This window comes from Acinetobacter seifertii (genome assembly GCF_000368065.1).
GTDB classification, from domain to species: domain Bacteria; phylum Pseudomonadota; class Gammaproteobacteria; order Pseudomonadales; family Moraxellaceae; genus Acinetobacter; species Acinetobacter seifertii.
The window spans coordinates 1,067,828-1,080,116 of the sequence record NZ_KB851200.1; the positions used below are offsets into that span (position 1 = coordinate 1,067,828).

Consider the following 12,289-nt stretch of genomic DNA (forward strand, 5'->3'; position numbering starts at 1 on the left):
GTTTAGACTTTAGAAAAAGAGGCATATCGAGTGCCTCTTTTTTTATATAAAAATTAATAAATTCAAAATATTAATGAGATAAATACTAAAAGGTGTTGACATTAAAGTTAGCTTTAATCTTAAAGTAAAGCCATACTGAATGAGGTCATTCCAATGAAAGTGTTCGAAAAATTAGTATTTCCAAATGGCTCAAATGTTCCTAACCGTATTGCCAAAGCAGCAATGGAAGAAAACATGGCTGATTTAAACCATGCACCGTCAGAAGAGTTAATGCGTTTATATCAAGCTTGGGCAAATGGTGGTGTAGGTTTAATCATTACCGGAAATGTGATGGTAGACCGCCGAGCAATGACTGGACCGGGTGGTGTCGTACTAGAAGATGAAAAGCATCTAGATACTTTTAAAAAATGGGCGCAAATTAGCCGTTCAAAAGGCGCTCAGGTTTGGCTTCAAATTAATCATCCCGGTCGTCAAATGCAGTCAAATTTAGGGCAACAAACATGGGCACCTTCTGCTGTTGCTTTAGATTTAGGAAAAATGTCAGACCGCTTTAATACACCAATTGAAATGAACGAATCTATGATTGCAGAAGTGATTCAGCGTTTTGCAAATACGGCACGTTTAGGCGAAAAAGCAGGGTTTACAGGTGTTGAGATTCATGCAGCGCATGGTTATTTATTAAGCCAGTTTCTTTCGCCACTGAGTAATAAACGCCAAGATCGCTGGGGTGGTTCTTTAGAAAACCGCGCTCGTATTTTAATTGAGATTGTGGAAGCAGTTCGTAAAGTAGTTTCGCCTCATTTTACTGTAGCGGTAAAACTCAATTCAGCCGATTTCCAACGTGGCGGATTTAGTGCTGAAGATGCTCAACAAGTGGTTAAAATGTTAAATGTGCATGCAGTCGATTTGGTTGAACTTTCAGGTGGTAGTTATGAAGCACCAGCCATGCAAGGCCAAGCACGTGATGGTCGTACACTTGCCCGTGAAGCTTACTTTTTAGAGTTTGCTCAAGAAATCCGAAAAGTTGCCAAAATGCCTGTTATGGTCACAGGCGGTATCCGCCGTAAGCAGGTAGCAGAGCAGGTGGTTGAAAGTGGTGTAGATATGGTCGGTATTGCCACAGCTTTAGCCATTGAACCTAATTTGCCAAATGCTTGGAAACAAGGCCAAAATGTTTCACCTGAACTCAAACCAATTACTTGGAAAAATAAAACATTTGCTTCACTTGCCAATATGGCTGTGGTCAAATTTCAGTTACGTAATTTAAGTGCTGGTAAAAAAACAAAACCAAATGTTTCACCAGCTTGGGCTTTAATTTTGCAACAATCAGCGATGTCATGCCGTACTCGCCAATACAAAAAAGGCATGCGTGACTATTCATTTGCTTCTTAAAAAGTGAGTTGTGTTATGACAAATCTTAACGATTCAAACTGGTTAATTTATGGAGCAAATGGCTACACGGGCGAATTAATCGCTCGTGAAGCTGTACGCCAAGGTTTAAAACCGACTTTGGCTGGCCGTAACAAAGCTAAGGTTGAAGCACTTGCACAAGAGTTGGGGCTTGACTATAAAGCTTTTGAGCTTGATAACGTAGATGCAATAAGTGAGCAACTCCAAGGTTTTAAACTGGTTATGCACTGTGCAGGGCCTTTTTCAGCGACATCGAAGCCTATGATGGAAGCGTGTATAAATGCCGGCGCTCACTATTTAGATATTACCGGTGAAATCGCTGTATTTGAGTTGGCACAGTCACTGAACAGCCAAGCTGAAAAAGCCGATATTGTGCTTTGTCCGGGTGTTGGTTTCGATGTGATTCCGACAGATTGTGTCGCTGCCGCGCTCAAAGAAGCATTGCCAGATGCGACTCATTTAGCACTTGGTTTTGACTCTAGAACAGGGTTTTCACCGGGTACTGCTAAAACCAGTACAGAAGGCATGGCAGAAGGTGGAAAAATTCGTAAAAACGGAAAAATTACCACCGTTCCATTAGCACATTATGTTCGGACCATTGATTTTGGTGATGGTAAAAAAAGTGCCATGAGTGTTCCTTGGGGAGACGTATCTACAGCGTTCTATACAACAGGTATTCCAAACATTGAAGTCTTTGTACCCGCATTTCCCAAAATGATTTTTGGTGCGAAAATGATGAACTATGTACGTCCAATATTAAAAATCAATGCCGTGCAGAAGTTTATTAAGTCGCGTATTGAAAAAACGGTTGTTGGGCCAAATGAGGAACTCCGCGCGAAAGTACCTACCTATGTTTGGGGTGAGGCAAGAAATACGCGTGGGGAAATCAAAACCGCCCGCATCCAAACGGAAAATGCCTATAGCCTTACCGTAAATGGCTCACTGACTGTGGTGAATTATTTACTCAAAAATACTGTTAAAGGTGGTACATATACACCAGCAAAACTGATGGGTTATAAGCTAGTGACCGAGTTGCCGGGTTCTGGTCCGCTGATCATTAATTAAAAGCTTTTATTAAAACAGCATGTTTATAGATCGTCCCGAACAAGGAGTTATTCTTGTTCGGGTTTTTTTTAAATATTTCAAGTAAATAGAGCTTTCTATAGATAAAAAGAAAAACAGAAAACAAAACACTCCATAAGTAATAATTCAAATTGAATATACTAAAAAGCGATAAATATTTTTCATAACAAAGGAATGAGAATAATGAGAAAACTCATACTGTTTCTACATGCATCGCTAGACAGTTTTGTGGAAGGTCCAAATGGGGCAATGGACATAGGCTGGATTGCTTACGATGCCGATTTGGCAAATCATGCCAAAGAAATTTTGAGCACTGCCGATACGGTGATTTGGGGACGTGCGACTTACCAAATGATGCATAATTACTGGCCAACCATGCTTTCAAATCCTGAAGCTTCAGAGCATGAACGTAATCACGCTAAGTGGATTGAAAAGACCGAAAAAATCGTTTTTTCAACCACATTAGATACAGTTGAATGGAATAATTCCAGATTGGTAAAAGACCATGTCGAAGAAGAAATTAATAAGCTGAAACAAAAAGCGGGTAAGGATATGGTGATTCTGGGGAGTCCAAGGTTCGCGCACTATTTGATGCAACTTGGTTTAATTGATGAATATAAAATTACGGTTTCACCTGTACTAATTGGTAGTGGCTTGCCGCTATTCCAAGGTATTCAAGAAAAGACCAATCTTAAACTCATTGAAAATAAAACTTTTGCTTCTGGTGCGATAGCTCTTCACTATCAAAAGGTTGGTTAATTTTTTCTATAATATTTATATGAAAAAGACGAATTACAGGGGTAGTCTGTAATTCGTCTTTTTAGATTTATTGAATTGTACTTAAACGCTTAATCACTGCTTCAGCAATTTCTTTACTTGATTGAGGGTTTTGTCCAGTAATAATTCTGTCGTCTGAAACCACATACGACGTAAACGGAATAAATGCTTCTTTGTATTTTGCGCTACGTTCAATGAGTCCATTTTGTAAAGAAAATGGAACTTGAGACTTAATACCTGAAAGTGTTTCTTCTATATTTGCAAAACCTGTAACAGTTCTACCTGCAATTAAGGCTTTGCCACTTTCATCCTGTAAAGGCAATAAACCACCTACGCCGTGACAGACCGCTGAAACGACTCCACCTTGGCGATAGATTTGTTCGCTAATGTTTTGCAAAGCTTTATTGTTTGGAAAATCCCACATGGTACCGTGCCCACCCGTATAGTAAATGGCTTTGTACTGGGTAGGATTAATCACATTTGGAGCCAATGTTGTTTTTAATCGTTGCATAAATGCTGAGTCGGCTAAATGCTGACGGGCAGATTTGTCTAGGTAAATAGACTTTAAGCTACGTTCATCTAGAGGCACTTCACCACCTAAAGGACTTACAAAATCCATTTCATAGCCGGCAGCTAATGCAACATCATAAAAATGGGTGAGTTCGGTTAGCCAAAGTCCTGTTTTATCTGAACGAGAAGGGTAAGTCGAATGATTAGTCATTACGACTAAAATTTTTCCATTTGTTTTTGCAAGGCTTTGAGTTTTATCTGACTCTGCGGCATAAACCACATTTGTAGATAAAAGAATGGCAAAAATAATGGTTAACCAACGCTGAAAATTCCAAACTTTAAACATGACAGATCCTCATTCATTACCTGTAGCCAATCGTATGTTTAAAGCACGCTTTAAGGTCAATAGAGTTGTTAAAAAATTATGGTGTTTTTGCTTTGTCGAAATAGAGATTCATAAGACGTTCTGCATTTTGCTCGCAGGTAATTTCATCGGGTTTGTTGTTGATTGCATCAATCATGGTACGTAAGTTTTGCTTACTCACCTTTAGCTTTTGTTCTAAAAGTTCTATTTCCTGAATTTTTAATTCAATGGTTTGGATGAGTGCGTCATGGTTCCAAGTGGCAACTTTTGAAGGCAAAAAAGCTTTAATTTCTGCTAAAGAAAAACCAACTTGCTGGGCTTGCTGAATCAAAGAAAGCTGCTTCAAATCGTTATCGGTATATTCACGATAACCATTTGATTTTCTTTTTGCTTTAGGTAAGAGTTTGATTTGCTCGTAATAACGAATTGTAGGGGTGCTTAAACCACTTAATTTTGATAACTCGCTAATATTCATGGCCACAGACTCTATTGACATTCAAGTTAACTTTAGACTTATAGTTGCTTAAAAGCAAGGTTCATAACTTTACCAAGCACACACTTTCAGTAACAGCTTTCTATGCTTTGATAGGATGTTATTCACCAATTAAAATGTCTATGCGATAAACCATTTAAAATGTCCTGTTTTTAACCACAAGAGTCAAGCACAGGATTTAACTTTCTTTGTTCAATAACAGCTTTCTGAGCTTTACGACTCGGCATACTTTTCTTGAGACGGGAACGTTTATTCTGTTTTTCCAACTCTTCATGCTGTTGCTGAATATGTGCCAGAACTGTACCTAACCGTTTATTCTCAACGATCTCATTCTGCTGTAGCCCAGCTAATTTATTGAAAATGCTGTAGTTGAGCTTTCGTCCCTCGTACATGAGGGCCACAGTGCCATCTGGGTACTCCAGAAATGAAATATATTGCCCAACAAGCTTATGATTCAGCTCTGTCGGTTCAAGCAGATAAATACATTTGTCATAGGTCAGGGTCAGATTCTTGGTGACCTTACGCGGTTCCTGCCAGGTAAAAATATCATCCAGTTCAAGATGAGATTCGGTTAATGGCCGATGTAAATTCTTTGAGTTTCGCGCACACTTGGCAAACTTCTGATTGAAATGCTCAATAAAGCAGGGCAGCCAGGCATTTGCCTCGGCAATTGAACAGATACCTTCTAGGCGCATTTCCTTGATCAGGCGATCCTGGAGTGTTCTATTGGCACGTTCCACACGGCCTTTGGCCTGGGGTGAGTTGGCGAAGATAATATCAATATTTAACTCATTCAGAATCCGCCCAAATTGCGTGATCTGGCTGTCCTGGCTCGATTTCTGGTTCACTCGGAAGACCGAATGTTTATCGCTATAAAAGGCCAGAGGCTTACCGTATTGTTCAATGTAGGCTCGGGTTGAAAGCATATAGTCGAAGGTCGTTTCCGCCTCACAGAAGCGCAGATGCAACAGCTTTCCAGTGGCATCATCGATATAAACCAGCAAGCAGCACTTAGCAGCGCGTCCTTCGAACCAGTCATGATATGAGCCATCAATCTGGATTAGCTCACCGAAGCAATCCCGGTTATAACGTGGCTGATATGGACGTTTAAGGCGCTTGGATCGTGGAATCCAGAGGTCATTTGCAGTCATCCAGCGCCGAAGCGTTTCTACCGGGATATTCAGGTCAAACATGCTGCTGAGCTTCTCATGGGCCAAGGTAGGTCCAAATCCCAGCAGATGTTCAGAAATAATGGAAAGACATTTTGATTTTAATAAATCATCATGGCGACGATGGCCAGGTTGACCACGACTGGCATGCGCCATACCTGAAACACCATCTTGATTGAGCTTCTGTAATAACCGGGTAATTTGACGGGTTGAAAGATTAAGGATTTCAGCAGCACGGACTTGTGTAATACGATGATCTCGAACGTCTTGCAGAACAGCAAGACGTTGAATTTCTTTGTCAGACATAGTGATCAGCATCTATATTTCATATCCAGTCCATGATGTTTAAGCCATCATAAACTAGACATTTTTATTGGTGAGAATATAGACACTTTAAATGGGTTCTAACAATAGATATAAGAATAGAATTATAAATATGGAAATGAGGTGAAAAAAATGTCTAAACGCATATTACATGTCGTGACTAATATTTCACGCTATAAGGATGTTGATGAACCAACAGGGCTATGGTTAGGCGAACTTACCCATGCCTATGATGAGTTTGAAAAGCAAGGTTATATACAAGATATTGTTAGCCCAAATGGTGGTAAAACACCGATTGAACCTAAGTCACTTTTGCCTTTAGTTGCAGATAAATCCGTTAAAGACCGAGAAAAAGATCAATCTTTTATAATGCTGCTGGCAAACACCTTTAAGCCTTCCGATATTCATTGGCAAGATTATGACGTGATCTACTACACAGGTGGTCACGGTGTCATGTGGGATTTTTTAGATAATCCTGAACTGCAAGAAATCACCAAAAATATTTATGAAAAGGGCGGTATTGTTTCAAGTGTTTGCCACGGATATTGCGGCTTGCTCAATGTTAGGCTTTCAAATGGTAAACGGCTTATAGACGGGAAAAAGTTAACTGGCTTTGCATGGAGTGAAGAGGTTCTGGCTGGGGTTGCAAAAAAAGTCCCATATAATGCCGAAGAGCTCGCTAAAGAAAATGGCGCTCGTTATGAAAAAGCTTTCATTCCATTTGCACCGTATGTCGTTCAAGATGGCAACTTGATTACTGGTCAAAACCCGTTTTCAGCTAAGAAGACGGCTTTAGCGATTATAGAAACGCTTGAAAAGAGTGCTTCGTGAAAATCAATCAAAGTTATAAATAAGATAAGCCGAATACTGCAAATGAGCATTCGGCTTATTTTTATCAAACTATGAACGCCACCAATAATTTTCGACATTTGGCTCATTTAAGTTCAAGATCTCACCCATCTGAGGCGTGCTAATCGCTAACTTATTTTCATGTGCCAAACAGACAATACGTTCAAACGGATCATCCCAAGCATGCAGTGCCAAGTCAAACGTACCATTGTGCACAGGTAATAAATGACGACCCTTTAAATCGATATGTGCTTGTAAAGTTTGCTCTGGTTGCATATGAACATCGGGCCATTCAGGGTCATAAGCGCCAGTTTCTAACATAGTCAAATCAAACGGGCCATAGCGGTGTCCAATCTCTTTAAACCCGTCAAAATAACCCGTGTCACCGCTAAAAAATACACGTAAGTCATTATCAATAATTACCCACGAAGCCCAAAGCGTCGCATTGCTATCGCCCATACCACGGCCTGAAAAGTGATGAGCAGGGGTGGCAACCAATTTTAGTCCATCCACATGGGTAGTATCCCACCAATCAAGTTGTTGAACTTTTTCTGCTGGAATTCCCCATTTAATAAGGGTGTCGCCCACACCAAGCGGTGTTAAGAAATGTTCAACTTTATCGTTAAGCTGCATCACTGCATGATAGTCAAGGTGGTCGTAGTGATTATGCGACAAAATCACGCCTTTAATCGGTGGTAAGTCAGCAATACTAATCGGTGGTTGGTGGAAACGTTTTGGACCAATCCATTGAAAAGGTGAAGCACGATCTGAGAAAACAGGGTCGGTTAACCAAAACTCATTTTGCAGTTTTAACAAAATGGTTGAGTGGCCCAAACGAAATAGAGAGCGGTCAGGCGCACTTAAAAGCTGTTCTTTGGTTAAGCTTAAAACAGGAATTTCTTTGTTTGGAACGGTGTCTTTTGGTTTGTTAAATAAAAACTTCCACATAAGTTGAAGTGTTTTACCAAAAGAAGGCTTGTGTTGGTTCGGACGCGTATTTCTAAATTTGCCATTGTGCTGCTGAGATGGCATTAAGGGAGAAGGCAAGTCTGTTGTGTTTGAAATAGTCATCTTGTTTTTCCTTTATTGGAACAAACCTATATATGCAAATAAGAACTTGGGCTAAGTACTTATTTTGACTTAATTAAATGAGTATTTACTCACTCATTAATTTGTTTAAAAATAAGGACGCCGTGCATCCTTATTTTTTATCTATATTGAAACTGCATGCCAAAACGCTTCAAAGCCAGATTTGCGATAACGCTCGGCTTGAGAAGGGTCTTGGGCAATAAAATTAAGAGTAACTTCGGCAAGCGCACCTAAAATCGAAGCAATAAATAACGGTGGATAATCTCTTAATTTGCCATCGTTAATACGTTCCTGAATGTTTTGGGTGAGGTCACAAAAGGTTTGCATACCAATTTGTTTGCTTTGCTCAGTAATTTGTTCCGAGGTCGAAAGCTGTGCCATCACTTTACGCTTAAGGGGAGCTTCTAAACTCCAGTCTAAATAGCTTTGCCAGATATGCGACATTTGTGTTTGTAAGTCTGAGTTGGTAGGGTAACCAAGCATCATGACCTGACGTAGCTCAGCCTTGAGCGAAAGATATAACTGGTTAAGCAGTTCTTCTTTATTACTAAAATAGGTAAATAAAGTACCTTCTGCCACGCCAGCAACTTTAGCAATTTTTGAGGTAGATGCACGCTCGCCAAGCTCTGCTAATGTTTCAATAGCAGCGCTTAAAATTGCATTACGTTTATCTTCACTACGAGGACGAGCCATATACAAACATATTAATTGAGTGATTACTCAATCATATATAAAAAATGTGAGAGAGCAAGTTATCTTTTGTGTAGAAGTAAAAAATTATTCAAAATTTCTAAAAACAATGAAGATGAGAGTCGAAGATTGCTGAATATATTAAAAAAAATATGCTATTTTTCACAGCACTTTGGTGAGACTAATTTTTCATGTATCGGTTTGGGCTCTTAATCGGCTTACTAGCAATATTGCTACAGAACCTTGTGTTCTGGCAAAGCCTATTGCCCAGCGAAATGCATCAGCAAATGGTATGTCAACTTACGGCATTTATATAAAAGATGGCTGGCAAGTTTTTCTAAAGCGCCATTTGCTAGAGCAAAGTTATAAAAAAGAGTGACCGATAAAATAATAAAGAAAATTTTGACAGGCCATAACTCAATAACTTCTGAAGGCTTTAAACCCATCCCAAAGCAGCCAATGAGGTAGGCGAATGCTATTGCAAAAAATCCAATATTGATTTTGGTTTTATAACCTAAACCTATAGATACGGCTAAAGCTATAAGCATCAATGCAGCCATATTATCTTCCTTGATAAATATATAAACATCTAAACATATATATGTTTGGTTTTTTGTATTACATATAACTATGCTAATATTGTCAAATCGATTTCATAATGTTTAACGCAAATGCTTGATGAGACTGCATTTAAAAATTTTAAATTGCCACGATATGAAAAGGTCCGTTGGGAGCTTCAAAAGCTACTGATCCAGTCAAAATGGACAGTTGAAGAGCCTATTCCAAGTGAACAAGAGCTTGCTCAAATGTATAGCGTGTCGGTAGGAACCGTAAGAAAAGCTGTAGAAGGACTAGTTGAAGATGGCTTGTTAGTTAAACAGCAAGGCAAAGGTACTTTCCTAAAACAGCCTAACTTTGAAAACTCACTTATTCGTTTTTTTAGACTACGTAATAAAAAAGGCGAGTTCATTCAGCCACAAGGACAAATTAAAAAAGTAGAAGTGTGCGATGCAATACCAGAGGTGAATGCAGAGCTGGAACTTGGGCACACCGAAAAGCTTATTTATATCGAGCGTGTCCGTAAGCATGAAGAAGTCGTTGTGTTGAGTGAACGAATCTGGTTGCCTGAACATTTATTTAAAAATCTGGAAGAAATTCCAATCGCTGAGTTTGGGAATCTACTTTATCCTTTTTATTATCAGCACTGTGGTCAATTTATTTCTTCTGCAACAGAACGCTTAACTTTCGAGAAAAATATCAAAGATAGCCATTTAAATAATAAGCTTGAAGATCCTTTGGTTAAGGTGTGTCGTATTGCAAAAAACCTTGAAGGTGTGGCAGTCGAATACCGTGAGTCTTATGGTTTGGCCGATAATTTTCATTATGAAATATCGATTAACTGATGACTTGTTTTAATTTCTGATTTCAAAATGGATTTGATTCAGAAAAAAGTTCAAAACATACTCTTCTTAACCATTGATTGCTTGGTGTTTGATGAACCCGTGCATGCCAATGCTGCTTCACGCTATAAGTCGGAAAACTATAGGGTGGTTCTAAAACTTTTAAACCGCCTCTGACCAAAAGCACTTGACTTAAATAGTGTGGAATAGTCGCAATTGCATCTGTGTCTTGTACAACCAAACCAACCCCTAAATAGCTTGGTAAACGAACCAGAATATTTCGGTTTACTCCCAGTTTTTGTAGTTCATGCTCCAGCACGTAGTGTCCACCCGTTGCAAAAATATCGACATGTAGCTCTTGGCGAAATTCTTGATCTGAAAGCGTTGTACCTGTAAGTCTCGGGTGTTCTTTACTAGCAATGCAAACATAACGTTGTTGGAAAAGCGTTTGCTGATAAAAACCCGCTTCGAGCTGAGGCAAAAAACCAATGGCTAAATCAATGTCTCCATTTGACATCATCACTGGCGTATTGGCATCAATTGGGATAATTTCCAAGCGAATGTTGGGTGCATGGGCACGTAAATAATTGATCAGTTTAGGTAATAAAACCAGATGACTAATATCAGTCATGCTGATTTTAAATTGATAATTTGAAGTCTGTGGATCAAATTCAATATTGTAGTTTTGAACCAGTTTTAGTCGGTTCAGAATTTCTACAACAAGTGGATATATTTGTTTAGATAACTCAGTAGGTTGCATTTTATTTTCAATACGGACAAAAAGTGGGTCCTGAAAATGCTCACGTAATTTATTTAACGCAATACTTAAAGTGGGTTGTCCAATTTCAAGCTGTTCAGCAGCTTTAGACACACTGCTATGTTTATAAATTTCAAAGAAAATTTGTAAAAGCCGAGTATCAAGATCAAACACTTTAATTTCCTTATATTGATTTTATCAATACAGACTATTGTTTTTTGTGCATGGATTCAACAATTTTCGATTGTTACATTGATGATCAAGGAAGAATAGGTCGTAAAAGTACAAAGCATTCTTGTACAAATTGGCCTTAAATAGAGGATCTGAAATGGAACAGTTAGCAACGCTAGATGACTTGCCAAAACGTTATCTTGGTCAACTTGAAGAATCAAATTTAGTCCCTTTATGGCCAAGTTTACGCAATGTATTACCTCCGCATAAACCGATGCCGCAGACCGTAGCAACTGCTTGGTATTTTCAGAATATTAAACCTTTATTGCTCGAAGCAGGTGAGTTAACACCAATTGAAAAAGCTGAACGCCGTGTATTGGTTTTAGCCAATCCCGGACATGGTCTGGAAAATATGAAAGCCAGTTCGGTCATGTATCTTGGCATGCAGCTTTTGTTACCAAAAGAGTGGGCGCCATCACATCGACATACCCCAAATGCAGTACGTCTGATTGTTGAAGGTGAAGGCGCGTATACGACTGTTGAAGGTCAAAAATGCATGATGGAGCATGGAGATTTAATCCTTACGCCATCCGGGCTTTGGCATGAACATGGACATGATGGCGATGAGCCTGTGATCTGGTTAGATGTGTTGGATTTACCTTTGGTTTATTACATGGAAGCTTCTTATGTACAACCGGGCGAAATCCAAAAAGTGACCAGTGCCGGAAATGCTCATCATTATGGAACGGGCATTGTACCAACAGCACATTTTACTCGTGAAAATGCTTCGTATCCGATCATGCGTTACTCTTGGAAAGAAACCAAAAAAGTTTTGCATGCGCTTGCCGATGATAAAAACCATCAAGCCCCAATTCAGGTGACTTACATCAATCCTGAAACCGGTGATGACTGTCAAAATATTATTGGTTATTCGGCTTTAATGCTCAGACCAAATGAAACTTTACAGCTCCAACCGCGCTCTAGTGCCCAAATTTTTCATGTGATTGACGGTCAGCTCCAAGTCAAAATTGATCAGAAAGATTTCAATTTAAATAAAGCTGATACGGCATGTGCGCCATGTTTTTCTCATATTGATTTAATCAATACCTTAGATCAACCATGTTATTTGTTTATTGCAGATGAAGCACCCTTACAACGGAAACTGGGTTTGTACTCTGTGCGTGAGCGCCAGTAAATAGAATA

At 39.2% G+C, this 12,289-nt stretch carries 12 protein-coding genes and 1 pseudogene; 6 read left to right on the top strand and 7 right to left on the bottom strand.

Annotated features, from left to right (window positions below; all coding sequences use genetic code 11):
• Window positions 1-153 precede the first annotated feature (153 nt).
• The 3 genes from F985_RS12480 (at window position 154) to F985_RS12490 (ending at window position 3,252) form a co-directional block, all read left to right on the top strand.
• Window positions 154-1,392 (top strand): NADH:flavin oxidoreductase/NADH oxidase family protein, encoded by a 1,239-nt coding sequence (locus F985_RS12480; protein WP_004701442.1) that lies wholly within the window; start codon window positions 154-156, stop codon window positions 1,390-1,392.
• 15 nt (window positions 1,393-1,407) lie between these two features.
• Window positions 1,408-2,475, top strand: a complete 1,068-nt coding sequence (locus tag F985_RS12485; protein WP_004701444.1) for a saccharopine dehydrogenase family protein — start codon at window positions 1,408-1,410, stop codon at window positions 2,473-2,475.
• A gap of 201 nt (window positions 2,476-2,676) precedes the next feature.
• Entirely contained in the window at window positions 2,677-3,252 is a 576-nt protein-coding gene (locus tag F985_RS12490) for a dihydrofolate reductase family protein (RefSeq protein ID WP_004701446.1), read from the top strand.
• A gap of 67 nt (window positions 3,253-3,319) precedes the next feature.
• On the opposite strand, the gene F985_RS12495 is transcribed toward F985_RS12490, so the two are convergent.
• The 3 genes from F985_RS12495 to F985_RS12505 all read right to left on the bottom strand — a co-directional run bounded on the left by F985_RS12495 (window position 3,320) and on the right by F985_RS12505 (window position 6,124).
• The gene (locus tag F985_RS12495) at window positions 3,320-4,126 is read right to left on the bottom strand and encodes a type 1 glutamine amidotransferase domain-containing protein (protein WP_004701447.1); all 807 of its coding nucleotides are present in this window, start codon (window positions 4,124-4,126) and stop codon (window positions 3,320-3,322) included.
• 76 nt (window positions 4,127-4,202) lie between these two features.
• Window positions 4,203-4,619 (bottom strand): MerR family transcriptional regulator, encoded by a 417-nt coding sequence (locus F985_RS12500; protein WP_004701448.1) that lies wholly within the window; start codon window positions 4,617-4,619, stop codon window positions 4,203-4,205.
• A gap of 170 nt (window positions 4,620-4,789) precedes the next feature.
• Complete coding sequence (locus F985_RS12505) at window positions 4,790-6,124, bottom strand: ISNCY family transposase (RefSeq protein ID WP_004699130.1); 1,335 nt, start codon at window positions 6,122-6,124, stop codon at window positions 4,790-4,792.
• 138 nt (window positions 6,125-6,262) lie between these two features.
• On the opposite strand from F985_RS12505, the gene F985_RS12510 reads away from it, so the two are divergent.
• Window positions 6,263-6,961: a type 1 glutamine amidotransferase domain-containing protein gene (locus F985_RS12510; RefSeq protein ID WP_004701452.1), complete on the top strand. Its 699-nt coding sequence runs from the start codon at window positions 6,263-6,265 to the stop codon at window positions 6,959-6,961.
• 69 nt (window positions 6,962-7,030) lie between these two features.
• On the opposite strand, the gene F985_RS12515 is transcribed toward F985_RS12510, so the two are convergent.
• From F985_RS12515 to F985_RS12525, 3 genes and pseudogenes are all read right to left on the bottom strand, one after another.
• Complete coding sequence (locus tag F985_RS12515) at window positions 7,031-8,050, bottom strand: MBL fold metallo-hydrolase (RefSeq protein ID WP_004701454.1); 1,020 nt, start codon at window positions 8,048-8,050, stop codon at window positions 7,031-7,033.
• Between the two features lie 141 nt (window positions 8,051-8,191).
• Window positions 8,192-8,761: a TetR/AcrR family transcriptional regulator gene (locus F985_RS12520; protein ID WP_004701455.1), complete on the bottom strand. Its 570-nt coding sequence runs from the start codon at window positions 8,759-8,761 to the stop codon at window positions 8,192-8,194.
• A gap of 281 nt (window positions 8,762-9,042) precedes the next feature.
• Window positions 9,043-9,318 (bottom strand): annotated as a pseudogene (locus F985_RS12525) (SLC13 family permease); the annotation flags it as partial.
• Between the two features lie 111 nt (window positions 9,319-9,429).
• On the opposite strand from F985_RS12525, the gene F985_RS12530 reads away from it, so the two are divergent.
• Window positions 9,430-10,161, top strand: coding sequence for a GntR family transcriptional regulator (locus tag F985_RS12530; RefSeq protein WP_004701459.1), 732 nt, complete (start codon window positions 9,430-9,432; stop codon window positions 10,159-10,161).
• A gap of 22 nt (window positions 10,162-10,183) precedes the next feature.
• Here F985_RS12530 and F985_RS12535 read toward each other — a convergent pair whose 3' ends face one another.
• Entirely contained in the window at window positions 10,184-11,089 is a 906-nt protein-coding gene (locus F985_RS12535) for a LysR family transcriptional regulator (RefSeq protein ID WP_004701462.1), read from the bottom strand.
• A 154-nt stretch (window positions 11,090-11,243) separates the two neighbouring features.
• Between F985_RS12535 and F985_RS12540 the strand changes: the two genes are divergently transcribed.
• Window positions 11,244-12,281 carry a cupin domain-containing protein gene (locus F985_RS12540; protein WP_004701463.1) on the top strand — a complete coding sequence of 346 codons (1,038 nt, stop codon included), beginning with the start codon at window positions 11,244-11,246 and terminating at the stop codon, window positions 12,279-12,281.
• Window positions 12,282-12,289: the final 8 nt, after the last annotated feature.

Bases quoted from the DNA above. Each gene is read 5' to 3' on its own strand.
- F985_RS12490 (WP_004701446.1), top strand. From the start codon at position 2,677: ATGAGAAAACTCATACTGTTTCTACATGCATCGCTAGACAGTTTTGTG.
- F985_RS12505 (WP_004699130.1), bottom strand. From the start codon at position 6,124: ATGCTGATCACTATGTCTGACAAAGAAATTCAACGTCTTGCTGTTCTG.
- F985_RS12480 (WP_004701442.1), top strand. From the start codon at position 154: ATGAAAGTGTTCGAAAAATTAGTATTTCCAAATGGCTCAAATGTTCCT.
- F985_RS12540 (WP_004701463.1), top strand. From the start codon at position 11,244: ATGGAACAGTTAGCAACGCTAGATGACTTGCCAAAACGTTATCTTGGT.
- F985_RS12495 (WP_004701447.1), bottom strand. From the start codon at position 4,126: ATGTTTAAAGTTTGGAATTTTCAGCGTTGGTTAACCATTATTTTTGCC.
- F985_RS12520 (WP_004701455.1), bottom strand. From the start codon at position 8,761: ATGGCTCGTCCTCGTAGTGAAGATAAACGTAATGCAATTTTAAGCGCT.
- F985_RS12485 (WP_004701444.1), top strand. From the start codon at position 1,408: ATGACAAATCTTAACGATTCAAACTGGTTAATTTATGGAGCAAATGGC.
- F985_RS12500 (WP_004701448.1), bottom strand. From the start codon at position 4,619: ATGAATATTAGCGAGTTATCAAAATTAAGTGGTTTAAGCACCCCTACA.
- F985_RS12515 (WP_004701454.1), bottom strand. From the start codon at position 8,050: ATGACTATTTCAAACACAACAGACTTGCCTTCTCCCTTAATGCCATCT.
- F985_RS12510 (WP_004701452.1), top strand. From the start codon at position 6,263: ATGTCTAAACGCATATTACATGTCGTGACTAATATTTCACGCTATAAG.
- F985_RS12530 (WP_004701459.1), top strand. From the start codon at position 9,430: ATGCTTGATGAGACTGCATTTAAAAATTTTAAATTGCCACGATATGAA.